The organism is Salinivibrio proteolyticus (assembly GCF_001996165.1).
GTDB classification, from domain to species: Bacteria; Pseudomonadota; Gammaproteobacteria; order Enterobacterales; family Vibrionaceae; genus Salinivibrio; species Salinivibrio proteolyticus.
Genome location: NZ_MUFP01000007.1, coordinates 76,441 through 103,297, shown reverse-complemented (window position 1 = coordinate 103,297; position 26,857 = coordinate 76,441). Strand labels below are relative to the sequence as shown.

At 50.3% G+C, this 26,857-nt stretch carries 26 protein-coding genes; 21 read left to right on the top strand and 5 right to left on the bottom strand.

The window, feature by feature from the left end:
- Positions 1–8: 8 nt before the first annotated feature.
- Positions 9–1,346, top strand: a complete 1,338-nt coding sequence (locus BZJ19_RS07315) for a sigma-54-dependent transcriptional regulator (RefSeq protein ID WP_077675117.1) — start codon at positions 9–11, stop codon at positions 1,344–1,346.
- Positions 1,347–1,383: 37 nt separating this feature from the next.
- Here BZJ19_RS07315 and BZJ19_RS07310 read toward each other — a convergent pair whose 3' ends face one another.
- The gene (locus BZJ19_RS07310; RefSeq protein ID WP_077675116.1) at positions 1,384–1,812 is read right to left on the bottom strand and encodes a PACE efflux transporter; all 429 of its coding nucleotides are present in this window, start codon (positions 1,810–1,812) and stop codon (positions 1,384–1,386) included.
- A 177-nt stretch (positions 1,813–1,989) separates the two neighbouring features.
- On the opposite strand from BZJ19_RS07310, the gene BZJ19_RS07305 reads away from it, so the two are divergent.
- Both BZJ19_RS07305 and BZJ19_RS07300 read left to right on the top strand, forming a co-directional pair.
- Entirely contained in the window at positions 1,990–2,886 is an 897-nt protein-coding gene (locus BZJ19_RS07305) for a LysR family transcriptional regulator (RefSeq protein ID WP_077675115.1), read from the top strand.
- 434 nt (positions 2,887–3,320) lie between these two features.
- On the top strand, positions 3,321–3,551 hold the full coding sequence (locus BZJ19_RS07300) for a hypothetical protein (protein WP_077640926.1): 231 nt from the start codon (positions 3,321–3,323) through the stop codon (positions 3,549–3,551).
- Positions 3,552–3,638: 87 nt separating this feature from the next.
- Here the strand turns inward: BZJ19_RS07300 and BZJ19_RS07295 are convergent, their stop codons facing one another.
- Positions 3,639–4,673 (bottom strand): NADP(H)-dependent aldo-keto reductase, encoded by a 1,035-nt coding sequence (locus tag BZJ19_RS07295; protein ID WP_077675114.1) that lies wholly within the window; start codon positions 4,671–4,673, stop codon positions 3,639–3,641.
- Positions 4,674–4,812: 139 nt separating this feature from the next.
- On the opposite strand from BZJ19_RS07295, the gene BZJ19_RS07290 reads away from it, so the two are divergent.
- A complete protein-coding gene (locus BZJ19_RS07290) occupies positions 4,813–5,115 on the top strand; it encodes a DUF6482 family protein (protein WP_077456307.1) in 303 nt (100 codons plus the stop codon).
- Between the two features lie 9 nt (positions 5,116–5,124).
- Here BZJ19_RS07290 and mutH read toward each other — a convergent pair whose 3' ends face one another.
- Positions 5,125–5,790: a DNA mismatch repair endonuclease MutH gene (gene mutH, locus BZJ19_RS07285; RefSeq protein WP_077675113.1), complete on the bottom strand. Its 666-nt coding sequence runs from the start codon at positions 5,788–5,790 to the stop codon at positions 5,125–5,127.
- A gap of 631 nt (positions 5,791–6,421) precedes the next feature.
- Here mutH and rppH point away from each other — a divergent pair.
- The 5 genes from rppH (at position 6,422) to BZJ19_RS07260 (ending at position 11,761) form a co-directional block, all read left to right on the top strand.
- Positions 6,422–6,934, top strand: coding sequence for an RNA pyrophosphohydrolase (gene rppH / locus BZJ19_RS07280; RefSeq protein ID WP_069586557.1), 513 nt, complete (start codon positions 6,422–6,424; stop codon positions 6,932–6,934).
- A gap of 18 nt (positions 6,935–6,952) precedes the next feature.
- Positions 6,953–9,214, top strand: coding sequence for a phosphoenolpyruvate--protein phosphotransferase (gene ptsP / locus BZJ19_RS07275; protein ID WP_077675112.1), 2,262 nt, complete (start codon positions 6,953–6,955; stop codon positions 9,212–9,214).
- Positions 9,214–10,020 (top strand): sulfite exporter TauE/SafE family protein, encoded by an 807-nt coding sequence (locus BZJ19_RS07270; RefSeq protein ID WP_102136119.1) that lies wholly within the window; start codon positions 9,214–9,216, stop codon positions 10,018–10,020. The genes ptsP and BZJ19_RS07270 overlap by 1 nt, the downstream gene beginning before the upstream one ends.
- Positions 10,021–10,032: 12 nt before the next feature.
- Positions 10,033–10,836, top strand: a complete 804-nt coding sequence (lgt, locus tag BZJ19_RS07265; RefSeq protein ID WP_077675110.1) for a prolipoprotein diacylglyceryl transferase — start codon at positions 10,033–10,035, stop codon at positions 10,834–10,836.
- An 85-nt stretch (positions 10,837–10,921) separates the two neighbouring features.
- Positions 10,922–11,761, top strand: a complete 840-nt coding sequence (locus BZJ19_RS07260; protein ID WP_077480577.1) for a thymidylate synthase — start codon at positions 10,922–10,924, stop codon at positions 11,759–11,761.
- Positions 11,762–11,912: 151 nt separating this feature from the next.
- Here the strand turns inward: BZJ19_RS07260 and BZJ19_RS07255 are convergent, their stop codons facing one another.
- Positions 11,913–13,061 carry a Na/Pi symporter gene (locus BZJ19_RS07255; RefSeq protein WP_077480575.1) on the bottom strand — a complete coding sequence of 383 codons (1,149 nt, stop codon included), beginning with the start codon at positions 13,059–13,061 and terminating at the stop codon, positions 11,913–11,915.
- A gap of 420 nt (positions 13,062–13,481) precedes the next feature.
- Between BZJ19_RS07255 and nhaA the strand changes: the two genes are divergently transcribed.
- From nhaA to BZJ19_RS07235, 4 genes are all read left to right on the top strand, one after another.
- Positions 13,482–14,681: a Na+/H+ antiporter NhaA gene (gene nhaA, locus BZJ19_RS07250; protein WP_077675109.1), complete on the top strand. Its 1,200-nt coding sequence runs from the start codon at positions 13,482–13,484 to the stop codon at positions 14,679–14,681.
- Complete coding sequence (locus BZJ19_RS07245) at positions 14,650–14,925, top strand: hypothetical protein (RefSeq protein ID WP_077480571.1); 276 nt, start codon at positions 14,650–14,652, stop codon at positions 14,923–14,925. Before nhaA ends, BZJ19_RS07245 begins: the two co-directional genes overlap by 32 nt.
- A gap of 72 nt (positions 14,926–14,997) precedes the next feature.
- The gene (gene nhaR / locus BZJ19_RS07240) at positions 14,998–15,891 is read left to right on the top strand and encodes a transcriptional activator NhaR (protein WP_077675108.1); all 894 of its coding nucleotides are present in this window, start codon (positions 14,998–15,000) and stop codon (positions 15,889–15,891) included.
- A 65-nt stretch (positions 15,892–15,956) separates the two neighbouring features.
- Positions 15,957–16,253: an ArsR/SmtB family transcription factor gene (locus BZJ19_RS07235; RefSeq protein WP_077663253.1), complete on the top strand. Its 297-nt coding sequence runs from the start codon at positions 15,957–15,959 to the stop codon at positions 16,251–16,253.
- A gap of 78 nt (positions 16,254–16,331) precedes the next feature.
- Here the strand turns inward: BZJ19_RS07235 and rpsT are convergent, their stop codons facing one another.
- A complete protein-coding gene (rpsT, locus tag BZJ19_RS07230; RefSeq protein ID WP_069586567.1) occupies positions 16,332–16,592 on the bottom strand; it encodes a 30S ribosomal protein S20 in 261 nt (86 codons plus the stop codon).
- A gap of 287 nt (positions 16,593–16,879) precedes the next feature.
- On the opposite strand from rpsT, the gene murJ reads away from it, so the two are divergent.
- The 8 genes from murJ (at position 16,880) to carA (ending at position 26,846) form a co-directional block, all read left to right on the top strand.
- A complete protein-coding gene (gene murJ, locus BZJ19_RS07225) occupies positions 16,880–18,451 on the top strand; it encodes a murein biosynthesis integral membrane protein MurJ (RefSeq protein WP_077675107.1) in 1,572 nt (523 codons plus the stop codon).
- Positions 18,452–18,541: 90 nt separating this feature from the next.
- Positions 18,542–19,483 (top strand): bifunctional riboflavin kinase/FAD synthetase, encoded by a 942-nt coding sequence (gene ribF, locus BZJ19_RS17210; protein WP_077675106.1) that lies wholly within the window; start codon positions 18,542–18,544, stop codon positions 19,481–19,483.
- A 30-nt stretch (positions 19,484–19,513) separates the two neighbouring features.
- On the top strand, positions 19,514–22,339 hold the full coding sequence (gene ileS, locus BZJ19_RS07215) for an isoleucine--tRNA ligase (RefSeq protein WP_077675105.1): 2,826 nt from the start codon (positions 19,514–19,516) through the stop codon (positions 22,337–22,339).
- Positions 22,339–22,842 (top strand): signal peptidase II, encoded by a 504-nt coding sequence (lspA, locus tag BZJ19_RS07210; protein WP_077675104.1) that lies wholly within the window; start codon positions 22,339–22,341, stop codon positions 22,840–22,842. Before ileS ends, lspA begins: the two co-directional genes overlap by 1 nt.
- A 49-nt stretch (positions 22,843–22,891) precedes the next feature.
- Positions 22,892–23,323, top strand: coding sequence for an FKBP-type peptidyl-prolyl cis-trans isomerase (gene fkpB, locus BZJ19_RS07205; protein WP_069586572.1), 432 nt, complete (start codon positions 22,892–22,894; stop codon positions 23,321–23,323).
- Between the two features lie 9 nt (positions 23,324–23,332).
- Entirely contained in the window at positions 23,333–24,277 is a 945-nt protein-coding gene (gene ispH / locus BZJ19_RS07200; RefSeq protein ID WP_069586573.1) for a 4-hydroxy-3-methylbut-2-enyl diphosphate reductase, read from the top strand.
- A 159-nt stretch (positions 24,278–24,436) separates the two neighbouring features.
- Complete coding sequence (dapB, locus tag BZJ19_RS07195; protein ID WP_077480561.1) at positions 24,437–25,240, top strand: 4-hydroxy-tetrahydrodipicolinate reductase; 804 nt, start codon at positions 24,437–24,439, stop codon at positions 25,238–25,240.
- A 466-nt stretch (positions 25,241–25,706) separates the two neighbouring features.
- Entirely contained in the window at positions 25,707–26,846 is a 1,140-nt protein-coding gene (gene carA / locus BZJ19_RS07190) for a glutamine-hydrolyzing carbamoyl-phosphate synthase small subunit (RefSeq protein WP_077675103.1), read from the top strand.
- The last annotated feature ends 11 nt before the right edge of the window (positions 26,847–26,857 follow it).

The following is a 26,857-nucleotide window of genomic DNA, read 5'->3' as shown; positions in this document are numbered from 1 at the left end:
CAGAGGTTATGGGATTACACACAGGGAGTGAAACAAACTTGAGCTCATTGGTGGTCGTCGGGGGCCCGTATGAGCCTTGGATAGCAACCCTGGAACAAGCAGGCTGGCGGTGTCATCGTTGTTATGACTTGCGCGCAGCGCAATCTTTGTTGCAAGACATTGGCCCCTGTATTGGTATTGTTGACTTAAGCCACGATGATTTTAGCCTCAATGGCGTCGCGTCTATGGTTAACCGTAACAAGCAAGTGCGTTGGTTGGCCTTGGTGCGTGAGGAGCAATTGGGGAATGAAGCAATCTGCCAGTTTATTGTCAGCTTTTGCATTGATTACTTCACCTCGCCAGTGCCGAACTCACAGTTGATGAGTACCATTGGTCACCAATTGGGGATGCTGCGTTTGGAGCGTCAGGTGTGGCCCCATTTGGGCGATCACAGTGATATGGGCTTGGAAGGCAAAAGCCCTGCAATGAAAAAGCTGCGCGATCAGGTGCGACGTGTCGCTCCAACCGATGTGTCTGTATTGGTGGCCGGTGAGAGTGGGACAGGTAAAGAGCTGGTCGCACTGGCGATTCATAACGCATCTACCCGCGCTAAAGGCCCGTTTGAGTCGATTAAATGCTCGGCATTGGCCGACGAGCAAATGCAGCAAGAATTATTGGGTGATGACGAGGCGCCCGGAAAAATACGCCAATGCCATAAAGGCACCTTATTTTTTGATGAAATCGGTGACTTACCGCTGCACTTACAAAGCCATTTATTGCATTTATTGCAAGAGGGGATGCTGGACATCAGTCACGACAAATACAATCGTGATTTGGATGTGCGTGTTATCGCCTCAACCCATATGGATTTAGAGAAACGGGTCGCTGAAGGATTGTTCCGAGAAGATCTGTATTATCGGCTGAATGTGTTGCGTATTAACATGCCGTCGTTGAAAGATAGACAAGCCGATGTTATCGACTTAGCCGACTATTTTCTGCTCAAGTTTGCCCGTCAATATAATACCCAAGCGCGAACGTTTTCAGATGAAGCCAAGAGTGTATTAAGCGCCTATTCATGGCCGGGGAACGTGCGGGAGTTGATCAATCAAGTCAAACGGGCCGTGCTTCTTGCCGATCACTTGGTCATCGAAGCGGAACATCTCGATTTACCTCGCCAAGGGGACTACAAACAAAGTCTGCGCAAAATACGCGAAGAGTCAGAGCGCGATGCATTGATTGCGGTACTCGAGTCGAACAAAGGGCAGGTGTCGGCAGCGGCGAGAGAGTTGGGCGTGTCGCGAGCCACCATGTATCGCTTGCTCAACAAACATAACTTGATCCCCACCCCTCGCACATTTCGTCAATAAAGAGATTGGGTTGGGCTGCTTCCGTGCAGCCTGACCATTACGCTTGGGGAGAATGGGAAGGGATCGGAAAGATTTGATCATAGACCCAGTTATAAACAAAGGCGTAAAACAAGTAGAACACAACCATACCTAAATCCATCACCACGGCTTGCCAAAGGGTCATCGAGAGCCACCACATAATAAACGGAATGGTGACCACCAAAAGCCCCGCTTCAAAAAGCACGGCGTGCAGGATTCGGATTGGCAGGGTTTTGATAACACTGCCTCGCATCGCGAGCATGGCTCTATCAAACAGGATGTTATACACATAGTTCCAACCTGTCGCGATCACGGAAAAAAGAACGCCCATCACCCCCAAGTGGCCGATATCAGCACCCAATATCAAATTGAGCCCAAATATCACTAGAATTAGGCCTATCAATTCAAAGCCAATGGCATGGCGCCAGCGGTCGGTTTTTGTTCGCATTACAACCTCACACAACCCAATCAATTTACGTTATTCGCGACCGATAGTGGCGACGCTAGGGAAAAGACACCGTTTCGCCTACTATCGATCTTTCGGGCTATTGTATAGATAAAATCGATGTATCTAAGTTAGTAACTATCGTATAAATAGATAGATGATAATTCTCGGGAGAGCTTGATGGCGTTTTCATTGGATCAATTAGCCGCGTTTGTGACGACAGCACAGACAGGCTCCTTTTCTGCGGCGGCGAGAAAGCTGGGTAAAGCACAATCTGTGGTCAGCACCGCGGTCGCGAATCTAGAGATTGATTGGGCGGTGACGTTATTCGACCGTCAAGGGCGCTACCCGGTGCTGACAGAGCAAGGTGAGGCACTGCTGGGTAAAGCGAAACGAATTTTAACCGAAATGCAGCGTCTTCAAGCCAGCGCCGATGCGTTTGCAACCGGTGTCGAAACCCGCCTCACCATTGCTGCAGAGTCTGCCGCGATCTCGCCCAGTATTGCTGCGCGTCTGGCGGCGTTTGAACAGCAGTTTCCACAGGTCGAAATTGAAATTCTCACCGCTGCTTATGTGGATGTGATTAGCTTACTTGAGCAAGGGCGCGCGCAATTAGGGCTGCTGGTGCAGGAGCAACAGCTGCCGACCGCCTTTGAATTTCATAACCTTGAGATGATGCGCATGTGCGCGGTTTGCAGTGCTCAACATCCACTCGCGCGGTTAACGCACTTTGATTGGCCTGAAATTGTGAAGCATCGCCAAATTGTGGTGGCCGGACGAGATAGGCACGCGGCGCCGCGTTGGCAATATGCAGACAGCGCATGGCGAACAGAAAACTTGAGTGTGGCATTGCGTTTGGTTGAGGCGGGGATTGGTTGGGCGGAGCTGCCCTTCTCATTGGTGGAAACGGCGGTTCAACAAGGTGAGTTAGTGATTTTGCCTTCCGATCTTGCACAAGATAGCTGGGAACTTTTTGTCGATTTGGTTTGGTTGCCTCAGCAGGCTATGGGGATAGCCCTACAAGCGTTGCGCCAACAGCTTATTGCCTCAAAGGTCAACTTATCGCCCGTTCAATGAGTTTAAGGCTCGAAGGGGATGAAAGCGACAGCTGATGCTGAGATAGGAACAGAATAATTATCTATTTATGTCACAGCCTTGTTAACCAGAGCAGAGCAAATACAAGGTTGGTAAAAATGATAGCAGAGTATTGCGTTAAATTTGCACAATATTCGAATAAGTTATTGAATATAATGACGTGATATTGAACAATAAACCCTCAAGTCACGCAGATTCATGTGTATTTAGGAGGCAACATGACATACATACCGAGCCAAAAACAGGGTGTCATCTTTGCCTCAGCGATGGGTCGTGCCAATCATTGCGCACGAGATACCCGCTTATACATCTGACTCTGCGACCAATTGTAACTGGCCGCGGGCATAATGCGGCCAGATTGCAGTACCTCTACGTATTGTGCCTGTGGCCTCCTTTAACCAACAAGGAGAGCCAACATGACTCAACTATCTTTATACCCATTAGCGCAAGCTGTTGTTCGTATCGATGCACTTCGTCGACGTCGTACCAACGCGAACCGCTATCGAATTGCCAATGTTGCATTGAACCGTCATYTGCAGCGTGATATTGGTATCACCGCCGACTTTCAAGATGGGTTACCTGTGAGTACACATTTCGCGGCAAAACGCTATCTTGTGACATGGCGACGACGATGGCGGTGGCTGTAATGGGTCCCAGAAAGCGGCGTTTGAGAGCAAACGCCGCCCTATCTAATCACCCTCTCCGCGGCAGCCTATAAGGCTGCCGTTTCTGGTTTAAGGGCATGGGTTTGGATAGCGAGTAGCGATATCGTCAATCCCCGCGAGGACGTCGTCACTGAGGGTAATATCGAGACTATCGATATTGCTTTCTAGCTGTTTTAGGGTGGTTGCGCCAATAATATTGGAGGCAACGAAAGGGCGAGAGTTGACAAAGGCGAGCGCCATTTTCGCCGGATCTAAGCCGTGCGCTCGGGCTAACTCAACGTATTCCTGCGTCGCTTTTTGTCCCGCCTCAGTAAAATAGCGGGAAAAACGCTGATGTAAGGTACAACGCGCACCAGAGGGACGCGCGCCGCCCAAATACTTCCCGCTGAGTGCCCCGAAGGCAAGGGGGGAGTAGGCAAGTAGCTCGACGCCTTCGTGATGACTGATTTCAGACAGGCCGACTTCAAAGCTACGGTTAAGTAAATTATAGGGATTTTGGATCGATACAATCCGCGTCAGGCTATGTTTTTCGGCTAAATGCAAATAGCTCATCACGCCCCAAGGCGTCTCATTTGATACCCCGACGTAGCGGATTTTACCGGCTTTCACCAGATCATTTAACGCATCTAGGGTATCTAGCAAGGTGACGCCGGAGTGCTCGTCTTGATACGGATAGTTCAATTTGCCAAAACAGTTATTGTGACGCTGTGGCCAGTGCACCTGATACAAATCGATGTAGTCAGTTTTTAAGCGCGATAAGCTGTCTTCAACCGCTTGATGAATGTGGCGACGATTGAGGGACATATCCTCACGAATGTAAGGCACATTACGTGGACCAGCGACTTTGGTGGCCAAGATCACACGATCACGCTTCCCCGACTTTTCTAACCAACTTCCAATATACGCCTCGGTTCGGCCTTGCGTGGCTTGGCTGGGCGGAACCGGATACATTTCGGCGGTATCGATAAAATTAACGCCGCGCTCGAGGGCAAAATCCAATTGCGCATGGGCATCGGCTTCGGTGTTTTGCTCACCGAAGGTCATGGTGCCCAAGCACACTTTACTGACATCTAAGGTGGAATGGGGCAGGCGGTGGTATTGCATCCTGTCTCCTTGTCTGCAATCGACCTATGGCATTCCATAGTAGAGAATTTTATTGCTAAGCAAAAGCGTTGTGGCGTCTTGCTTGACAGTTTCTCCGGTCCTGCTCTTAACTGATAAAGAGCATAATGAGGAGAGCATCATGAACTATGGACAACTTAAGGCATGGATGCGCGCCGATCCGCGCTCTTGCCCCCAGTGTTATGTGATGGCCCACGCCGGTGGTGCGAAATATTCCGTTGAAGTGGAGGTGAAACACCACCTCGAACCTTTGCGTGACGATGCTACTGGTGAAGTGATGCAGTTTGATAATGTGGGTCAAGTGGGAGACCGCTTAAAGGCGCTGGGGATTGAACAAGGTGTGTTGCGCTTGTTCGACCCTTACGACGAGTTTGCCACCGGTGATCAACCTCCCTGCAAAGAGGATATGCCGATACGCTTTTAAGCCGTTCGGTCAGCTGACGAAAAATCGGCTTAGAATATGATGGGTGAACTGGGTGCGCAGATAAAAGCCACGCGGTAGGGTTTTGATCGGTTCGCCCTTTGCCCCAAACGCATCGGTAAGTGCATGGCTGTTAGCGGCTTTAGGGCGCAGCTGTAAATACTGGCCGTGACGCGCGGTAATATCATTCACCCGTCCTAAGGCAATCAAATCCATCAGCTCTTCCCAATCGGCACGCAGCTGCGCGTCTTCTTCTAGACTGGGTGACCAAAGCAGGGGAGTGCCAATGCGTCGCTCTGCGAGTGGAATGGTGCGTTCTCCTTCAACGGGAACCCAAAGGACACGGGAGAGTTTGTGTCGAACATGGCTGTGCTCCCACTGTACACCACTAATACCTGTCAAAGGCGCAACACACACAAAGGTGGTTTCAAGTGGTTTGCCATGCGCGTTTACTGGGATCGTTTTTAGCTCAATCCCTAAATGAGCAAAGTCTTGCTCGGGTTTACTTCCTGCCGTCGCGCCCAAGCAGGTTTCTAGCAACATGCCTACCCAGCCTTTTTCTCGGCTCAGATCGGCCGGACAGACGATCCCATGCTCGTGGCTGATTTCCCCTAGCGTGAAACCGGCTAAATCAGCGGCACGCTGCATGAGTTCTGATTCGGACTGTGGTGACTGCATACGGATAGCTTTTCGGCAACGAATAATGTTTGGCACAAGATGACCTGCATTATCGTTAAGCGTCGAGCAAGGCGCAAGGATCCTCATGGTGAAGATCTATCTGGCGTTGCTTTAGTTATCCACAGAAAGATAAGTGTTGCGTGTAAGATTCGCGACCATGATCATATATACAGTACCCTTTTTGCCAGTGTTAAGTGTGTGATCCACGATATTGTTGGATTTTTGCGCTAACGATGTGGATAATTTACTAACTGATGGATCTTTGAGCGATCTGTGTGCAAAGGATGATCGAAAGATCACCACAAGGATCCTTGTTGGTTTTTGTYTATTCAATGATTTGATTTATAACGATTATTTTGTTTTTTGTTTAATTGTGAATCAGATTTTATGATCTTGAGTTGATGACGTTTTAGACTTTTTCGTTGCTTCTTCACAAATCTATCCACAGAAAGCGTGAATAAATGTGCGCAAACTCTCATTGCTATGTTTATAACTTCCTGTTAGGCCCTAAGTTATCCTCAGATGACGACGAGTGCGCAAAAACACGGGTTAATCCACAATGTTTGTTTACCCTTAGCGGCTTTTTGTGAAAAAATCAGACTCAGTAGAGATTTATCATTGAGGTCGTCCAGTGATTGATGGCGATGGCTATCGTCCCAATGTGGGGATAGTAATATGTAACGGCCACGGTCAGGTTCTCTGGGCTCGTCGATATGGTCAGCATTCATGGCAGTTCCCGCAAGGCGGGATTGATGATGGGGAAAGTCCCGAACAAGCCATGTTCCGTGAGCTTTACGAAGAAGTGGGGCTGACCAAAAAAGATGTCCGCATCTTGGGTACTAGCCGTCACTGGCTACGTTATAAGCTCCCGAAACGTTTGGTACGTTGGGACTCCAAGCCAGTCTGTATTGGGCAAAAACAAAAATGGTTTTTGTTGAAGCTGGAATGCGATGAGTCGAAAGTGAATGTGTCCCGCGGGGGAACCCCGGAATTTGATGGCTGGCGTTGGGTCAGTTATTGGTATCCGGTACGTCAGGTTGTGTCTTTCAAACGCGAAGTATACCGCCGCGCAATGAAAGAGTTTGCGCCGTTAGCGATGCCTTTTAAGGAGCGTAAGCCTCGACGTCGGAACAAGCGAGGATAACGTTTAAGGAGGAAGCCGGTGCTGACACAGCTTAGAAATATTGTTCAGAGCGTAGCCGCATCGGCGGATCTTCATCAGGCGCTGCAAACCCTAGTGCAGCAAACCTGTGTTGCGATGCATACCGAGTGTTGCTCTGTGTATCTTGCCAATCCCGAGCAAGCCAGCTTTAATCTGATGGCCACCCAAGGCTTGGATCCTGCCGCGCAAGTTTCACTGTCTTTTGGTGAAGGCTTGGTAGGATTAGTTGGCGAGCGCGCAGAGCCGATCAATTTGGCCCATGCGCGCGAGCATCCCGCGTTTAAACCTTTCCCGGCCACAGGGGAAGATGCCTTCCAGTCTTTTCTAGGTACGCCCATTATTTATCGTAAAACGATACTGGGCGTACTGGTGGTGCAGCAACACCAGCCGCGTCAATTTGATGAAAGTGAAGAGTCGTTTCTTGTCACCCTTGCCGCGCAACTGGCAGTGGTGTTTGCCCATGCCGATGCACAAGGTGGATGGCTGAATGCGTCACAGTCACCCGTGTTGTTGGAAGGGGTTCCTGCATCACCCGGGGTAGGAATTGCGAATGCATGGTGTGATGATTCTCAACCACGATTAGAGGACGTCGCACCGGCCTGCTGTTTGCATGTTCAAAAAGAGCTCGATCGTTTAGATGCCGCATTAGATGATGCGTCAGTGGAGTTCCGTCGCCTTAGAAAACGCTTTGATAAGGAGCTACAAAAAGAGGCGCTGGCGATCTTTGATTTGTTTGTCCATTTGCTCAACGATCCTATGCTGCGCGAGGATATGACCCTACGTATCCAACAGGGCGACGAAGCCGCGTGGGCGGTCCGACAAACGGTGGAAACCTTTTCATCCCGTTTTGCGGCCATGGATGATCCCTATCTTAAGGCACGGGCTGCCGACGTGAAGGAGCTCGGTCAGCGTTTACTCTATTTTCTTTCTGAAGCCTCGAGCAATCATCAACCTATCTCGTCGCCTATCGTCTTGCTCGCCCGTGAACTGACGGCTGGCATGCTGGCTTCTATCCCACGCGCGCTGCTCGCGGGGGTCGTAGCCGAAGAGGGCGCGGCGAATTCCCATGCGGCCATATTGGCAAGGGCACTTGGCATTCCGGCGGTGATGGGAGTGAGCTTTTCCGCGCCAAGACTCCACAATAAATCGGTGATCTTGGATGGTCACAAAGGGCTGTTGATGATTGAGCCTGCCGCACCTTTGCTGAAGGAGTATCAGCAGCTGGTTCAAGCGGAAGTCAGTTTGCAATCGACCTTAGATACGGCGCTGGCCTCGCCCGGACAAAGCCAAGATGGCACCCGTATCCAGATCCATTTGAACGCTGGCTTGAGCGCCGACAGTAGCATCGCCATCAACCAAGGTGTCGATGGTGTGGGCTTGTTTCGGACCGAAGTGCCTTTTTTAATGCAGCGCCGTTTTCCTTCCGAGGACGAACAAGTCAAACAATACCGTGCGATTTTGGCCAGCTACCCAGATAAACCTGTGGTGATGCGTACCTTGGATATTGGCGGTGACAAGCCATTACCCTATTTGAGTGTCGATGAAGATAACCCGTTTCTTGGCTGGCGCGGCATTCGTTTTACTCTAGATCATCCCGATATTTTTCTGATCCAAGTACGTGCGATGTTGCGTGCCAGTCTGGGGTTGGATAATTTGAAGCTCTTGTTGCCGATGATCTCCGGTGTGAATGAACTGCTGGAAGCGAAAACGTTGATTGCTCGCGCATTTGAGGAAGTGCGCCATGAGGCAAAACTGGCGGGAGAAATTCTGGCGAAGCCGCTACTTGGCATTATGGTTGAAGTGCCCTCCGTGCTGTATCAGCTCGATGGGATCGCGCAAGAAGTCGATTTTCTCTCAGTTGGCACCAACGATTTAACGCAGTATTTATTGGCTGTGGATCGCAACAATGCCCGCGTCGCCAACATCTTTGATGCACTCCATCCTTCCGTACTTCATGCGCTTAGTTTGATTGCGACCACCAGTGATCGTCATCAATTGCCGGTGAGCGTATGTGGTGAACTCGCGGGCGATCCGGTGGGCGCAGCATTATTAGTAGGACTGGGATATCGCCAATTAAGTATGAATACGCGTAATGTGGCGAAGATTAAGTACTTGCTCAGTCGTCTTTCCTTGCCACGTTTACAAAAGCAAACCAAGCAGATGCTGAGTTTGAGTGAACCCGGACAGGTTCGTACTCAGATGGAAGGTTTTTTAGCCGAGCAAGGCTTGGATGCGCTGGTCCAAATTGGACGGATGCGATGATCACCACCGCAACCTTGTTGTTAGCGTTTATTTGTATGCTACTGGGAGCGTTAGTCGGCACGCTCTCCGGACTCCTTGGCATTGGCGGTGGCTTGGTGGTGGTGCCGGCGTTAAGCTTTTTGCTTCCATTGTTTGGTCTCTCTGCTGACATCGTGATGCCGATGGCGCTGGCGACATCGTTAGCCACCATTGTCTTAACCTCCAGCGCCTCAGCTTGGCGCCATTTTCGTATGGGCAATGTGGATATGCGCGCGGTCAGAGCCCTGGTTCCTGGGATGATGCTAGGCGGCGTATTAGGTGCCTCATTGGCAGATAAACTTCCACCCGATTGGCTGCCACGTATCTTTGGCGTCATCGTGCTGACCATGGCGATGCAAATGTTGCTCAGCCGTCCCCAAGTTACCCTCCGCCCTTTACCGCCCCAGTGGCGAATATCTCTGGCGGGTACCTTGATCGGTACGCTATCAAGCTTGGCTGGCATTGGCGGCGGTTCCTTTACCGTCCCTTACTTGCATTGGCGTGGGGTCACGATGCACAAAGCGATTGGCAGCTCTGCGCTTGGCGGCGCCGTGCTTGGATTGGCAGGGATGGTAAGTTTTGTTTGGTTGGGCTGGAGACAGACGGAACCCTTACCGGCACTCAGTGTCGGATATTTGTATTTGCCCGCCTTGCTGGGTGTGGTGTCGACTTCGGTGTTGATGACACGTGTTGGCGCCACGCTTGCAGTAAGGCTTCCAACGCGGCAAATAAAACGTATTTTTGCTGGCTTTCTTGTTATTGTCGGCGCAAGCATGTTGTTGAAGTAAAGGATGGAATCCATGGCAGAAGGTTACATTACCTTTCCGTCGATAGACCCGATATTAGTCGAGCTTGGCCCGATTGCCATTCGCTGGTACGGACTGATGTATTTAGTTGGTTTTGTGTTTGCCCTATGGCTTGCCAATCACCGTGCTACGAAACCGAACAGTGGTTGGAGCAAAGAGGAAGTCAGTGATTTACTGTTCGCGGGTTTTCTTGGTGTCGTACTGGGCGGCCGCATCGGTTATGTATTGTTTTATCAATTTGATGCGTTTGTTGCCGACCCTTTATTCTTGTTTAAAGTGTGGACTGGCGGCATGTCCTTCCATGGCGGCTTACTTGGTGTCATCGTGGCCATGGCATGGTATGCGCGTAAAACCCAACGTCATTTTTTCACCGTGGCTGATTTTATTGCGCCGCTCGTTCCTTTCGGTTTAGGCGCGGGGCGATTAGGCAATTTTATTAACGGTGAACTTTGGGGACGTGTTACCGATGTGCCTTGGGCGATGATTTTCCCCACCGGCGGTCCTTGGCCGCGTCATCCCTCCCAGCTTTATGAGTTCGCACTCGAAGGGGTGGCCTTGTTTGTGATCCTCAATCTGTTTATTCGTCGCTCGCGTCCTATGGGGGCGGTATCGGGATTATTCTTAGTCGGGTATGGCACGTTCCGCTTTATCGTTGAATACTTCCGTGAGCCGGATGCGCATCTTGGCTTGTTTGGTGACTTGTTCAGCATGGGGCAGTTATTATCATTACCGATGGTCGTTGTAGGGGCGCTCATGATTGTCTGGGCGTACCGACGAGGCTCTGTTGCAGCTCGATGATTAACGTCGAGTAATCAGATATACTATTGACCACACCAAGGCACCGCGGGCGGTGCCTTTTGTTTGTCCAACGATAGGAAACACTATGAAGCAGTATCTAGCTTTGATGCAGGATATTCTTGACAATGGTACGGATAGAGGCGACCGCACGGGTGTAGGTACACGTTCAGTGTTTGGACGCCAATTACGGTTCGACCTTGCTGAAGGTTTTCCGCTGCTCACGACCAAAAAGCTTTATACCCGCGCCATTATCCACGAATTACTGTGGTTTCTTAACGGCGAGACTAACATCCAATACTTACAAGACAACAAAGTACGTATTTGGGATGAATGGGCGACAGAGCAAGGCGATCTAGGACCGGTTTATGGCGCCCAGTGGCGCTCATGGGCGTGTCCTGATGGTTCGACGGTTGACCAAATTGCGCAGCTGGTGGAGCAAATCAAAACCAAACCACATTCGCGCCGTCATATCATTACGGCGTGGAACCCCGCAGACTTACCCGACGAGTCTGTCAGCCCCTCTGAGAACGCGGAGCAGGGTAAGATGGCCCTTGCCCCTTGCCACTGTCTTTTTCAGTTCTACGTGGCCGATGGCAAGCTCTCGTGCCAGCTTTATCAGCGCAGTGCCGATTACTTTTTAGGAGTGCCGTTCAATATTGCCAGTTACGCGTTGCTAACGCATATGATTGCACAGCAATGTGATTTGGCAGTGGGCGATTTTGTCCATACGTTTGGCGACGTGCACCTTTACCACAATCATCTGACCGATGAGATTGTGTATGAGCAGTTAAAGCGCGAGCCGCGAGGATTGCCAACACTGACGATTAAGCGCAAACCTGCCTCCATCTTCGACTACAAGATTGAAGATTTTGAGATTGAAGGTTACGACCCGCATCCAACCATTAAAGCGCCGATTGCCATTTAATGACGCAGGACGCATTCATCAGCAAAAACGCAGCCAAGTCGCTGCGTTTTTTTATGCCTACAGCGCGGTCTCTACGTGGCGGTTGCGGTTCATAACAAAAAAGCCACCGCGAGGAGCGATGGCTTTGATTCGATAAGCGTCTGGATGGGCGTTATTGCGACAACAGCACAATCCCGCCGGGTACTACCACGAATACCAGTGTGATGTAGGCCAGGACCGCCATTTTCGATTTCGCGGCCAAGTGACCCAGCCATTCTGCGCCTTTTAGCGGCAACTCACGCAATACCGGGATACCGAAAATGAGCGCCGTAGCGAGAATATTAAAGCAAAGGTGCACGAGCGCAATTTGCAGCGCGAACACCGCGAATTCACCGGTAACAGCAGTAGCGGCAAGCAAGGCAGTAATGCAGGTACCAATGTTTGCACCTAGGGTGAAGGGATAAACATCGCGAATTTTTAACACGCCGGTACCAACTAGCGGAACCATCAAGCTTGTAGTGGTGGATGAAGATTGTACCAGTACGGTAACCACTGAGCCTGAGAAGATGCCATGCAATGGACCACGACCAATCGCGTTTTTCAGCATATCTTTGGCACGACCGACCATTAGCTTCTTCATCACCTTACCCATCACAGTGATGGCACATACGATGGCAAAGATACCTAAACCGATCATCAGCAAGCCACCTAGGTTGCCGGGTAGAACTGACTCTAAAGGAGACTGCACCATGTTCACAGCAGGTTTGGTCAGCGGCTTAACGAAATTCAGGCCTTTGATGCTCATGTCACCGGTTTGTGACAGTGGCGAAACCAACCATTGTGACAACTTGTTCAGCAAGCCGAACATCATTTCGAGCGGCAAGAAGATAGCCACAGCGAATAAGTTGAAGAAATCATGCACCGTGGCGCAACTGAATGCACGACGGAACTCTTCTTTGCAACGCGCATGGCCCAAGCTCACCAAGGTGTTGGTAACTGTGGTGCCTACGTTTGCGCCCATTACCATTGGAATCGCTGTTTCAACCGGCAAGCCGCCTGCAACCAGACCAACGATAATAGAAGTAACCGTACTTGACGATTGGATCAGCGCCGTGGCGGCAATCCCTATCATCAAGCCAGCTACGGGGTGAGAAGCAAATTCGAATAAGGTCTTGGCCTCATCGCCCACGGCTAATTTAAAGCCGCTCCCTACCATGGCAACCGCCACTAGTAGTACATAAAGCATGACGGCGAGCTTGGTCCAACGGAACCAGTTCGAGGAGCTTTGGGTTGCCTCTACCGCTGTAGCATGGGGAGTCATAAGTTATCTCCGTGACAATTCGATGTCGGTTTTGTGTCAAAGCAAAATCAGCGGCGATAGTAAGAAGGGAATATTTCAGAAATATGACACAAATACTGCAGTGTTCATAAAATCCGATCTGGGTCGGTGAGCCGGTAAGGTTAGATGGGGTTATGTGTATGATTATAATTAAAATTTAGGCTGTGCCCCCCAAGTAGAAAAAACCGATATAAAAAATGTAACAACAACAAAGCGAATGCCACTATGCTAAATGATGGACGGTAAAATTCGTTGACAAATGTTTAGACTGCGAATAAATCAATAGTAAGTGAGATTTTACATCGGTTTTTCCGATGTTTACTATCAGAACAAACGATTTTTAGAAAACGGGTCTGGCTGTCTAGACTACGGAAATCCACTTTTTTTGTATGGAGTGCTTAAATGACTGATGTCATTCGTCAGTTTCTAAAAATGGAATCTGCAGGAGGTATTGTGCTGATTATTGCGGCTGTGCTAGCGATGTTCGTGGCGAACTCGGGTTTACAGCCTTTATATGACAGCACGCTTCATACCTATGTTGCAGGTCTGTCCGTGGGTCACTGGATCAACGACGGCCTGATGGTGATTTTTTTCCTGCTGATTGGTTTAGAAGTTAAACGGGAATTAATCGAAGGGGCGTTAAACACCAAAGATAAAGCCACTTTCCCTGCCGTTGCGGCTGTGGGTGGTATGTTGGCACCCGCGCTGGTTTATTTAGCGTTTAACTGGGGTGATCCTCTTGCTGTGTCTGGCTGGGCGATTCCAGCAGCCACGGATATTGCCTTTGCCTTAGGTGTATTAGCGCTATTAGGGAACCGAGTGCCACTGGCACTTAAAGTATTCTTATTAGCACTCGCGATAATCGATGATTTAGGCGTCATCGTGATTATTGCCTTGTTTTATAGCAGCGACCTTTCCATGCTGGCACTCGCCAGTGCCTTTGTGGCGACGATAGTGCTGGTTGGGATGAACATGCGCAAAGTCACCAATATTGCTGCCTATATTGTGGTTGGTTTGGTGCTTTGGTTCAGTGTCTTACAGTCGGGTGTACATGCGACACTGGCGGGTGTGGTATTAGGTTTTGCGATTCCGTTGAAGGGCAAAACAGAGGATGCACCGTCACCACTGAAAAAGCTCGAACATGCACTGCATCCTTATGTATCGTATCTGATTCTGCCGATATTTGCGTTTGCTAATGCCGGCGTCTCGCTCGATGGCGTCTCGCTAGCAAGCTTGACCGAAATGCTACCTCTCGGTATTGCGTTAGGTCTGCTGATTGGTAAACCGCTCGGTATCTTTACCTTCAGTTGGGCAGCCGTAAAACTTGGTATTGCGAAAATGCCGGCAAGAGTGACATTCTCACAAATCTTTGGGGTGTCCTTGCTGTGTGGTATTGGTTTTACCATGTCGATTTTCATCTCGTCACTGGCCTTCGTCGGTGTGAATGGTGAGTTCGTCACATTCTCTCGACTTGGGATCTTGATAGGATCAACCTTGTCGGCAGTGATTGGCTACTTGGTTCTGCATTTTATGTTGCCGCCAGCCAGCGCCTTTGAAGAAGGAGACGAAGATGAAGAAAATGGAGTTAGCGTTGATTACTAGTCTGTTGGGTGTCTCGGGAACGGCGCTTGCGGCGAATTACGAGACATATTGCCAAGGCAATAACGACAACAGCCAAGTATGCGAGGCCTACCTTGCAGGCGTCGAGGACGGCAAAGCGGCGGTGTCCGCTGATGTAGAGTCTACGCGCGACGCGGAAAGCTCAAGCTTCTCAGAGCGAGCGTTAGAGCATCGCGCCGGTGAGCGCGTGAGAAAGCCACTGGATAAAGACGATATGAAAAACTAAACCATTCATTTCGCTTGAAGGCGCCAAGTTGGCAGCGTAAGCTGCTGGCTTGGCGTTTTTTTATGGCAAGTCATGGCGCATCTTAATTACAACCACCTTTACTATTTTTGGATGGTTTGCAAGCAAGGCTCGATTACCAAAGGTGCCGATAAGCTTTGCTTAACCCCTCAAACGGTCACTGGACAAATCCGAGCACTCGAGCAACGACTTAACGGGAAGCTGACTAAGCGAAACGGCCGGCATGTTGAGCCTACAGAGTTGGGGCAGTTGGTGTTTCAATATGCGGATCGTATGTTTGGTTTGAGCTACGAAATGCTCGATATCGTTAATTACAGTCAGCAAGAAAATATCCTATTTGACGTCGGTGTCGCCGATGCATTATCCAAGCAGTTGGTCAGTCAGGTTTTACTCCACGTAGTACCTGACGATAACGCGATTCATTTGCGCTGTTTTGAATCGACACATGAAATGTTGTTAGAGCAACTGTCCCAGCACAAATTGGATATGATTTTGTCGGACTGTCCGGTTGATTCGACTCAGCAAGCGGGTTTATTCAGCGTCAAACTGGGCGAGTGCAGTATGAGCTTGTTTGCCTCTCACCCAGATATATTGGGCGATATACCGATCGCCACACTGCTTGCGAGCCAGAAATTATTGATCCCAAGCCGCGCGACAGCGATGGGTCGAAAACTGATGCAGTGGTTTGATCAACAAGGTATTGTTCCCAATATTTTGGGGGAGTTTGATGATTCCGCGTTAATGAAAGCGTTTGGGATCAACCATCAGGCACTGTTTATCGCTCCCAGCACCTATGCCAATGAAATCAGTGGTATCGGTAATGTTGCACCGATTGCAAACTTGGAGACGCTCAAGGAAGAGTACTATGTGATTTTTGCTGAGCGAATGATCCAACACCCCGCCGTCAAACGGATTTGCGAAGCCGATTACAGCCACTTATTCGTTTAGTTACAAGCTTGTGGTGAGATCGTGCTAGACTCGAGCAAGGTGGTAACAATTGAAGTGGAAGTCAAATGGATTTAGCCCAAATGCAACAAAACGGGCCGAAAGCGGTAAGCTTGCTGAAAGCCATGGCAAACGAAAAGCGTCTGTTTATTCTGTGCTATTTACTACAAGGCGAACTTTCGGTTGGACAGTTGGTTGAACGGGTGCCTTTGAGCCAGTCGGCCTTATCCCAACATCTTGCTTGGTTACGTAAAGACGGTTTGGTGAATACACGAAAAGAGGCGCAAACGGTCTATTACTCACTGAAAAGTGAAGAAGTGAAAGCGGTGATCCAGCTATTACACGATCTGTATTGCGGTGATTGAGAAAGCACGCCGATTAACAAGCAATAAAAAAACCGGCCGAGGCCGGTTTTTTTATGCATGATGCAAAGCAAAAAGCTATTACAGCGCTTTGATTTGTGCTGCGAAGCTTGCTTTGTAACGTGCTGCTTTGTTCTTGTGGATCAGGCCTTTGGTGGCTGAACGATCAAGAATAGGCTGTACTTGCGCAAAAGCAGCAGTTGCCGCTTCTTTGTCGCCTGCAGCGATAGCAGCAGCAGTTTTCTTCATATAAGTGCGCATCATAGAGCGACGGCTTGCGTTGTGCTGGCGACGCTTCTCAGATTGGATCGCACGCTTCTTAGCAGATTTGATATTCGCCAAGGGTCTAACTCCCAAATCTTTTGTTCGGTGACATTTCAAGGCGGAGGACTATGCCTCTTTTTGCCTCTATTGTCAATTCATTTGTGCAAATATCCGCCGCTCCAAGGTAGTGTTGGCGCTGCGGGGTTATCACGGTTAATATGGCGGCTGATTCTATCAGCATTTCAGGCTCTACGTCACCTTTATTTCCGTTTCGCGTGTCATTATCGCTTGGCCTGCATGAGTGAGCGAGCATCAACACGCATGGGGTGGCGCACAATAGAGGCACGTGTTTTCAAGAGGTAACCGTGAGTAAGCGACTATTACGCTCTGGGCTAATCGTTAGCACCATGACACTGGTGTCCCGCGTGTTGGGGCTGGTGCGGGATGTGGTGATTGCCAACTTAATGGGGGCAGGAGCTGCCGCCGATGTGTTTTTCTTCGCCAATAAAATCCCTAACTTTTTGCGTCGTTTATTCGCAGAAGGCGCATTTTCACAGGCCTTTGTCCCCGTGTTGACTGAATATCAAGCGCTGGATAAAGACGATAATAATCGGACGCAATCTCGCGAACTGGTTGCCAACGTCGTCGGCACCTTGGGTGGGTTAGTGACGATTGTCACCCTGCTCGGTGTCATTGGCTCGCCTGTGTTGGCGGCGTTATTTGGGACCGGTTGGTTTGTCGACTGGCTGGATGGCCGCCCTGACGGGGCCAAGTTCGAGTTAGCGAGCTTGATGCTGAAAATTACCTTCCCGTACTTGTGGTTTATTACTTTTGTAGCGCTATCGGGCGCCATCCTGAATACGCTCAATAAGTTTGCCGTTTCGAGCTTTACCCCTGTATTCCTCAATGTTGCGATTATTGCCGCGGCGATTTGGCTGTCGCCCTATCTTGCACAACCTGAAATCGGTTTGGCGGTCGGGGTCTTTATCGGCGGGCTGGTTCAGTTGCTGTTTCAACTTCCTTTCTTATCGCAAGAGGGCATGTTGGTAAAACCCAAGTGGGGATGGCACCATCCTGGTGTGGTAAAGATCCGCAAACTGATGATCCCGGCTCTTTTTGGGGTCTCTGTGAGCCAGATTAACCTATTGTTTGATACCTTCATTGCCAGCTTTTTGATGACAGGCTCCATCAGTTGGCTGTATTACTCCGATCGTTTACTCGAGTTTCCGTTAGGATTATTTGGCATTGCCATTGCGACTGTGATCCTGCCGGCGCTTTCCCAGCGCCATGTCGATAAATCGCCCACCCAATTTGCTGCGACCATGGATTGGGGGGTGCGCATGGTGTTGCTGCTGGGTATTCCAGCCATGGTGGGGTTGATTTTGTTAGCAAAGCCGATGCTGATGGTACTCTTTATGCGAGGCGAATTCGGTGTCGACGATGTGCAAGCGGCCAGTTTATCGCTGGTGGCCTATGCCTGTGGACTGGTCAACTTTATGCTGATAAAAGTCCTCGCGCCCGGCTACTACGCACGACAAGACACCAAAACACCGGTGAAATTTGGTGTGATTGCCATGATAAGCAATATGGTGTTTAACGCTATCTTTGCCTATTTGTTCAGTTATGTTGGCCTTGCAATTGCCACTGCTTTATCGGCACTGATCAATGCGGGCTTGCTTTATCAAGGCCTACACCGTGCCGGTGTTTACCGTTTGTCTCGTGCGACGGCTTTATATATCGGCCGTTTAGTTGTTGCGGTAGCAGCAATGGTGGCGGTGTTAATGACACTGATGCCGACATTAAATGGCTGGGTCGAGATGTCACTGTCGATGCGCAGCATGGTGTTGGTGGGGCTTATTCTCGGTGGCAGTGTGGTGTATTTGTGCACCGCACTGTTATGTGGTGTGCGACTGGGTGATATTCGTCATCGCGGGTAATTCAATGGTCGGATGTGAATCCAGGGCTGATTGCCAGCCCTGACTAGTATATAATCCGCCAGTTTCAATAGTTCAAATAGTCAGCAGGCGATGGAATTAATCCGAGGTATCCATAACATACGAGCGCGCCACCGAGGTTGTGTCCTGACCATCGGTAACTTTGATGGTGTCCATTTGGGGCATCAGGCGGTGTTGCGCCAGGTGGTGGAAAAAGCTCGAGCGCTGCACCTACCTGCGACTGTGATGTTGTTTGAACCACAGCCGTTAGAGCTGTTTAAAGGTGAAAAAGCGCCGGCGCGCCTGTCGAGATTGCGAGATAAATATACCCAGTTGGCGAAGCTGGGCGTAGACCGCCTGCTGTGTGTGAATTTTACCCCTGCATTTGCGGCCATGAGTGCCGATCACTTTGTTGACCGCTTGTTGGTCGAACAATTGGGTGTTAAGTTTCTGGTAGTCGGCGATGACTTTCGCTTTGGTTTGAAGCGAAGCGGTGATTTTGCGCGCCTCGCACGAGCAGGCCAGGAACATCACTTTGATGTGGTCAGTACCGAAAGCTTTTGCGTCAGTGACCGCCGAGTGAGCAGCACAGCGATTCGCGATGCGTTAGCCGCAGGCCATCTTGCCGAGGCGGGTGACATGTTGGGGCGACCTTACAGCATCTGTGGGCGTGTCGCGCATGGGCGTAAGTTAGGGCGCACGATTGGCTTCCCGACCGCCAATGTATTGCTAAAACGCCGCGTTTCCCCGGTTTCAGGTGTGTATGCCGTACAAGTGGAAGGCGCCGTGACCGGACAGCGGTTACCCGGCGTGGCTAACGTTGGTGTACGGCCGACGGTCGACGGTGTGCGCCAGCAGCTCGAAGTCCATCTATTTGATCAATCAATCGATTTATATGGCAAACAGCTGGAAGTTTATCTTTTGCATAAACTTCGCGATGAAACCAAATTCGCGTCTATTGACGCACTAAAAATGCAAATTCAACGAGATGCATCAGCTGCGCGTGCGTGGCTGGCTGATGTGAATAATGTCTAGAGTGTAACCTCCATACGGAATCAATAATCAATGAGTGACTATAAAGATACCTTAAACCTGCCGGAAACTGCGTTTCCGATGCGAGGTAATCTTGCTAAGCGCGAGCCTGATATGCTCAAGCGTTGGTACGATGAAGATCTGTACGGTGCTATCCGTCAAGCGAAGAAAGGCAAAAAAACATTTATTTTGCACGACGGTCCTCCGTACGCGAACGGCAACATTCATATTGGTCACTCAGTTAATAAAATTCTCAAAGACATTATTATTAAATCAAAAACGCTAGCGGACTACGACGCACCGTATGTACCTGGCTGGGATTGCCACGGCTTGCCGATTGAGCTGATGGTAGAGAAAAAAGTCGGTAAACCCGGTCAAAAAGTCTCAACCGCTGAGTTCCGTGAGAAGTGCCGTGAATATGCTGCCAAACAAGTGGAAGGCCAGAAGGCGGACTTTAAACGTCTTGGTGTCTTAGGTGAGTGGGACAAACCTTACCTGACCATGGACTTCAATACCGAAGCCAGCATCATCCGCGCGTTGGGTAAAATTGCCGCCAATGGACACTTGCATAAAGGCTTTAAGCCGGTGCACTGGTGTACGGATTGTGGCTCGGCCTTGGCAGAAGCTGAGGTGGAATATCAAGATAAAACCTCGCCATCGATTGATGTGATCTTTCGCGCGGTTGACGAGCAAGCTCTGATCAGTGCCTTTAACCTCGCCGGTGATCATCAAGGTGAAGGCGAAGTGGGTGTGGTGATCTGGACTACGACGCCTTGGACCTTGCCTGCTAACCGTGCGGTAGCGGTGGCCGGTGACCTTGAATATGTGTTAGTACAAGTTGAAGGTGAGCAACCTAAGCGCCTTATCGTCGCGGCCGAACTGGTCAAAGAGGTGATGGATCGTGCGGGTATTGAGCATTATCACAACCTCGGCTTCTGTAAAGGTGACGCGCTTGAGCTTAAACGCGTCAAGCACCCATTTTACGATTTTGATGTGCCTGTGATCTTGGGTGATCACGTCACGACAGAGTCKGGTACGGGCGTGGTACACACCGCACCTGGCCACGGCCAAGAAGACTTTGTGGTTGGTCAAAAATACGATCTTGAAGTCGCGAACCCAGTGGGTAGCAACGGAGTCTATTTACCGGATACTCCACTGTTTGCAGGCCAACATGTCTTTAAAGCCAACGATAGTGTGATTGAAGCGCTGAAAGCGCACGATGCACTGCTGCATCACCATGCTTATGAGCACAGCTACCCACACTGCTGGCGTCACAAAACGCCAATCATTTTCCGCGCCACACCGCAGTGGTTTATCTCGATGGAGAAAGCCGGCCTGCGTGACAAAGCGTTGCAAGAGATCAAAAACGTTGATTGGATCCCTGAGTGGGGCCAAAACCGTATTGAGTCGATGGTCGATGGTCGCCCTGATTGGTGTATTTCACGTCAACGTACATGGGGCGTGCCGATTGCGCTATTTGTTCACAAAGAAACCGCAGAGCTGCACCCAGACACGTTGAACTTGATTGAACAAGTTGCTGCACGTGTTGAGAAAGCGGGAATTCAAGCTTGGTGGGATCTGGATCTGAATGAACTGTTGGGTGATGACGCTGAACAGTATGAGAAAGTCCTCGATACGCTGGATGTTTGGTTTGACTCCGGTGCGACGCACTACGCGGTGGTCAACCAACGCGACGAGTTTAACGGCCAAGAAGCAGATATGTACCTCGAAGGGTCAGATCAGCATCGTGGTTGGTTCCAGTCTTCGTTGATGACCTCGGTGGCGATCAAAGGCAAAGCACCGTATCGCAAAGTACTGACCCATGGTTTCACGGTTGACGGCAAAGGCCGCAAGATGTCGAAATCACTGGGGAATACTGTCTCGCCGCAAGATGTGATGAACAAACTGGGCGCCGACATCCTGCGTCTGTGGGTGGCATCAACCGACTACACCGGTGAGATCACGGTATCGGATGAGATACTAAAACGTAGCGCTGATGCGTACCGTCGTATTCGTAATACAGCGCGCTTCCTGCTGGCAAACCTGCATGGTTTTGATCCTAAGCAAGACAGTGTCGCAGCCGATGAGCTGGTGGCGGTTGATCGCTGGGCGGTGGGGCGTGCATTAGCGGCACAACAAGAGATCACCGAAGCGTTTGAAGCTTGCAACTTCCACCAAGTCACCCAACGCTTGATGCAGTTCTGCTCGATTGAGATGGGCTCTTTCTATCTGGATATCATCAAAGATCGTCAGTACACCGCGAAAGCGGGGAGCCACGCGCACCGTAGTTGCCAAACCGCGCTGTTCCACATTGTCGAAGCGCTGGTACGTTGGATGGCACCGATTATGTCGTTCACGGCAGATGAGATCTGGAATGAAATGCCTGGCGAACGCGGCAAGTTTGTGTTCACCGATGTCTGGTATGACGGCTTGTTTGGCTTAGAAGACGATGCGGTGCTCAACAATGCATTCTGGGCAAAACTGCTGGATGTTCGTGCCGCGGTGAATAAAACCCTCGAACAAGCCCGTAATGACAAGGTCATTGGTGGTTCACTCGAAGCCGAAGTTACGCTGTACGCGCCAGCGGAATTTGCGCAAAAGCTGCAAATGATGGGCGATGAATTGCGCTTTGTGCTGCTGACCTCGAAAGCAACAGTGATCGCTGGTGAGGCATCATCTTCTGCGACGCAAACGGATGTGGAAGGGCTATCTGTTGACGTTGTGGCGTCTGAAGCGAAAAAATGTGACCGCTGTTGGCACCATGTTGCTGATGTAGGCACGATCGAAGGACACGAAGAAATTTGTGGCCGCTGTGTGACTAACATTGCAGGAGAAGGCGAAACTCGCCAATTTGCGTGATGACCTCTCACTCACTCTCGCAATCAGGATGGCGCTGGCTTTGGCTGGCGCCTCTGGTTTTCGTTTTAGACATTGGCAGTAAGTGGCTGGTGATGAACACCATGGGCTATGGTCCCGCAAACCGCATTGAATTACTGCCGTTTTTTAATCTTACCTACGTCCATAATCATGGTGCGGCATTTAGCTTTTTAAGCGATGCCGGCGGTTGGCAGCGTTGGCTTTTTAGCGTTATCGCATTAGGCGTGAGCGGCTTGCTCACATACTGGATGCGAGTGACACCGGCGAGCAAGCGCATGCTCAATATCGCTTATGCCATGATCAWCGGCGGCGCATTGGGCAACTTATTTGATCGCCTCGTTCATGGTTATGTGATCGATTTTCTCGACTTTTTCATTGGTAATTCACATTGGCCGGCATTTAATCTCGCTGACTCAGCCATTTGTGTCGGCGCCGTTTTAGTGGTGCTAGACAGTTTTCGTCATGAGCAGTCATCGGCGACCTAGGGGTCGCTCGTAGTAATTAGCCCAACACGACTTTCGATAAGGACAGATCATGAAAGCGATTAGCGCATCCAGCGAAGTATTGATGCACTTTACCATTAAGCTTGAAGATGGCTCGGTCGCCGACAGCACCCACAATGCCGGAAAACCCGCTAAGTTAGTGATGGGAGACGGCAGCTTGACCGAGAACTTTGAGCGTTGTCTGTTAGGGCTGCATGAAGGGGAGCAAAGCAGCTTTACGCTGGCACCTGAAGATGCATTCGGTCAGCCAAACCCGGATAATATCCACTATATGGACCGCCGTCAGTTTGGGGGAGACACGCCTGCTGAAGTGGGTGCCATCATTGCGTTTAGCGGTCCTCAAGGACAAGAAATTCCCGGTATCGTGACCGAGGTCAGCGGCGAATCTGTGACGGTCGATTTCAATCATCCGTTGGCAGGGAAAACCGTGATTTTTGACGTAGAAATAATCAGTGTGCAATAAGGCAAAGTCATGAAGATCCTACTTGCGAATCCCCGAGGCTTTTGTGCTGGCGTCGATCGCGCGATCAGCATCGTTGAACGTGCTCTGGAAATTTATCAGCCTCCCATTTATGTGCGCCATGAAGTGGTGCATAACCGGTTTGTGGTGGAAGGCCTAAAGCAACGCGGCGCGGTGTTTGTGGAACAATTAAGCGAAGTGCCTGATGACAGCATTGTGATCTTCTCGGCCCACGGTGTCTCGCAAGCGGTGCGCAATGAAGCCAAATCCCGTCAACTGACAGTATTTGATGCAACCTGCCCCTTGGTGACCAAAGTACATATGGAAGTGGCACGTGCCAGTCGTAAAAATATGGAAGTAGTGCTGATTGGCCATGCTGGACACCCCGAGGTAGAAGGCACTATGGGTCAATATGCCAGTGAAACTGGCGGTATGTACTTGGTTGAAACGCCAGCGGATGTGCACACGCTTCAAGTCAACGACCCAGATAACTTGCATTATGTGAGTCAAACCACGCTGTCAGTGGACGAAACCGCTGATGTGATTGATACCTTGCGTCAGGTTTTCCCCAATATTCAAGGCCCACGCAAAGATGATATCTGCTACGCGACCCAAAACCGTCAAGATGCAGTGCGTGATCTTGCCCAAAGCTGTGATGTGATGGTGGTGGTGGGCTCGAAGAATAGCTCGAACTCAAACCGTCTCCGCGAGTTATCGGAAAAACTGGGAACCCCGGCGTACTTGACCGACTGTGCGGAAGACATTGATCCTGCGTGGTTCGAGGGTAAGCACACGGTTGGGATCACTGCTGGCGCCTCGGCACCAGAAGAATTGGTTGATTTGATCATTGCCCGCGTGAAGGCGTTGGGTGCCACTGAGGTAGAAAACCTGAGTGGCCGTGAAGAAAACATGTTCTTCGAAGTGCCGAAAGAGTTACAAATTCGTGAGGTGACCTAGTTACCCATCGACAAAATTAAAGGGAAGCGAAAGCTTCCCTTTTTGTTAGCATGCTTCTGGGCCACTTTCAGCAATATACAAGCTGAAACGAACGCGCTACAGTGATGGGTTAATGGATAGGTGGCCAGCGCTGCTGGTGAAGTAAAAGAGGGGAGAACCATGGTACGTATTGCCATTGCTGGTGCAGCCGGCCGTATGGGACGCAATCTTATTCAAGCGGTTACGCAATACGCGGGCGCAACATTAGGGGCGGCGAGTGAACGGCCTGAATCAAGCTTGATTGGGACGGATGCAGGGGAGCTGGCGGGTGTGGGCCGCCTCGGCGTACAAGTGGTGGACGATCTGGCCAAAGTGGCGGATGACTTTGATGTGATCATTGATTTTACCGCACCCGCGGCCACACTCGCGAACTTAGCGTTGTGCCAACAAAAAGGCAAGCAGTTGGTGATTGGAACAACTGGATTTGATGACGCACAAAAGCAAACCATCCAAGATGCCTCAGAAGCGACGGCAGTGGTGATGGCCCCCAATTACAGTGTCGGCGTCAACCTTGTATTTAAACTGCTTGAACAAGCCGCCAAAGTGATGGGTGAGGAATGCGACATTGAGATTGTTGAGGCCCATCATCGCCATAAAGTGGATGCGCCATCGGGCACGGCACTGGGAATGGGAGAAGCGATTGCCGGGGCAATGGGAAATCAGCTGAGTGATGTCGCTGTGTATGCCCGAGAAGGGATCACCGGCGAGCGTAGCAAAAATGAAATTGGCTTTGCCACCATTCGTGCTGGCGATATCGTGGGGGAGCATACCGCCATGTTTGCGGATATTGGCGAGCGTGTTGAAATCACGCACAAAGCGTCAAGTCGTTCCACCTTTGCCAAGGGAGCGGTCCGTGCCGCGGTATGGCTCAATCAACACCAGCAAGGTTTTTATACCATGCAGGATGTACTTAATCTTAAATAATTATGCATCGCGCTTCGGCGCGATGTTTTTTTGTTCCCCTTTCTTTCCCTCATGCAACACACTTCATATTGTCGTGATTTTTTCTTTGTTTTCCCCTTGTTGACAGCATATCGACGCGATAACTCTTCCAGTTATGATCTTTGTTGCGTGGTAAACGTTTGCGCATGTCAGTTTTCTGTTTCTTGCTCGGTTTGGGTAAAAAAGTTATTTATCTGCCAATTTATCTAGTGCATTGGTAAAAAAACACAGACAAGATTGTGCTTTATCTTGCTTAGGTTGTCCGTTTTTCTTGAGTGCTTAGTAAATACAATAAAAAGTAGCGCGCATTATTGACAGCAAAACCTCGCATCTCTAGAATGCGCGCAATTTGTCAAAATTCAGCTTGACGTGAGTTTTGATCTTAGATGGAATACGTGAATGCAACGTTAGTCGTAAAAAGTGCATTTCTATATAATTGGAGGTTGTCTTGAGCAAGTCTGCGCTCTTAGTCCTAGAAGATGGGACAGTGTTCCACGGTACCCCGATCGGCGCTGATGGCACCGCGGTGGGAGAAGTGGTTTTCAATACCTCGATGACGGGGTATCAAGAAATATTAACCGACCCCTCTTATTCCCGTCAGATCGTAACACTTACCTATCCCCACATTGGCAACACCGGCACCAACACCGAAGACGAAGAATCCTCCCAAGTCCACGCCCAAGGCCTCGTCATTCGCGATCTTCCCCTGTTAGCTAGCAATTTCCGCAATCAACAATCCCTCTCTGATTACCTCAAACAACACAACATTGTTGGCATCGCCGACATTGATACCCGTAAGCTCACTCGTTTGTTACGTGAAAAAGGGGCGCAGAATGGCTGTATTGTGGCCGGAGAGAGCGTTGATGAAGCGCTGGCGCTGGCCAAGGCGAAAGATTTTCCGGGCTTGAAAGGGATGGATCTTGCCAAAGAAGTGACGACGCAGGAGCGTTACAGCTGGACGCAAGGGTCATGGCAGCTGCATCAGGGTCTACCAGATGCACTGCCGGACAGTGAATTGCCTTACCATGTTGTCGCTTACGACTTTGGAGCCAAGCGCAACATCTTGCGCATGTTGGTTGACCGCGGCTGCCGTTTGACTGTGGTACCGGCAACCACCCCGGCAGACGAAGTGCTGGCGATGAATCCCGATGGTGTCTTCTTATCTAATGGTCCTGGCGATCCGGCGCCGTGTGATTATGCGATTGCGGCCACCCAAACCTTCTTAGCGGAAGGCGTGCCATTATTTGGTATTTGCTTGGGGCACCAAATCTTGGCGCTAGCGAGCGGTGCGAAAACGGTCAAAATGAAGTTTGGCCACCATGGTGCTAACCATCCGGTGAAAGATTTGGAGCGTGGGGTGGTGATGATCACCAGCCAAAACCACGGCTTTGCCGCAGACAATGACAGCTTGCCTGACACATTACGTGCGACGCATGTGTCCTTGTTCGATGGCAGCTTGCAAGGGATCCATCATACCGAGAAGCCAGCCTTTAGCTTCCAAGGGCACCCTGAAGCAAGCCCTGGGCCACATGATGCTGCGCCCCTTTTCGATCACTTTATCGACCTCATCAAACAACACCGCGCCTAATTGGAGTCGTT

What these genes read in the sequence shown, in the direction of transcription:
- BZJ19_RS07315 (WP_077675117.1), top strand. Translation starts at nt 9, where the DNA reads ATGGGATTACACACAGGGAGTGAAACAAACTTGAGCTCATTGGTGGTC.
- BZJ19_RS07310 (WP_077675116.1), bottom strand. Translation starts at nt 1,812, where the DNA reads ATGCGAACAAAAACCGACCGCTGGCGCCATGCCATTGGCTTTGAATTG.
- BZJ19_RS07305 (WP_077675115.1), top strand. Translation starts at nt 1,990, where the DNA reads ATGGCGTTTTCATTGGATCAATTAGCCGCGTTTGTGACGACAGCACAG.
- BZJ19_RS07295 (WP_077675114.1), bottom strand. Translation starts at nt 4,673, where the DNA reads ATGCAATACCACCGCCTGCCCCATTCCACCTTAGATGTCAGTAAAGTG.
- BZJ19_RS07290 (WP_077456307.1), top strand. Translation starts at nt 4,813, where the DNA reads ATGAACTATGGACAACTTAAGGCATGGATGCGCGCCGATCCGCGCTCT.
- mutH (WP_077675113.1), bottom strand. Translation starts at nt 5,790, where the DNA reads ATGCAGTCACCACAGTCCGAATCAGAACTCATGCAGCGTGCCGCTGAT.
- lgt (WP_077675110.1), top strand. Translation starts at nt 10,033, where the DNA reads ATGGCAGAAGGTTACATTACCTTTCCGTCGATAGACCCGATATTAGTC.
- BZJ19_RS07260 (WP_077480577.1), top strand. Translation starts at nt 10,922, where the DNA reads ATGAAGCAGTATCTAGCTTTGATGCAGGATATTCTTGACAATGGTACG.
- BZJ19_RS07255 (WP_077480575.1), bottom strand. Translation starts at nt 13,061, where the DNA reads ATGACTCCCCATGCTACAGCGGTAGAGGCAACCCAAAGCTCCTCGAAC.
- nhaA (WP_077675109.1), top strand. Translation starts at nt 13,482, where the DNA reads ATGACTGATGTCATTCGTCAGTTTCTAAAAATGGAATCTGCAGGAGGT.
- BZJ19_RS07245 (WP_077480571.1), top strand. Translation starts at nt 14,650, where the DNA reads ATGAAGAAAATGGAGTTAGCGTTGATTACTAGTCTGTTGGGTGTCTCG.
- nhaR (WP_077675108.1), top strand. Translation starts at nt 14,998, where the DNA reads ATGGCGCATCTTAATTACAACCACCTTTACTATTTTTGGATGGTTTGC.
- BZJ19_RS07235 (WP_077663253.1), top strand. Translation starts at nt 15,957, where the DNA reads ATGGATTTAGCCCAAATGCAACAAAACGGGCCGAAAGCGGTAAGCTTG.
- ribF (WP_077675106.1), top strand. Translation starts at nt 18,542, where the DNA reads ATGGAATTAATCCGAGGTATCCATAACATACGAGCGCGCCACCGAGGT.
- fkpB (WP_069586572.1), top strand. Translation starts at nt 22,892, where the DNA reads ATGAAAGCGATTAGCGCATCCAGCGAAGTATTGATGCACTTTACCATT.
- ispH (WP_069586573.1), top strand. Translation starts at nt 23,333, where the DNA reads ATGAAGATCCTACTTGCGAATCCCCGAGGCTTTTGTGCTGGCGTCGAT.
- dapB (WP_077480561.1), top strand. Translation starts at nt 24,437, where the DNA reads ATGGTACGTATTGCCATTGCTGGTGCAGCCGGCCGTATGGGACGCAAT.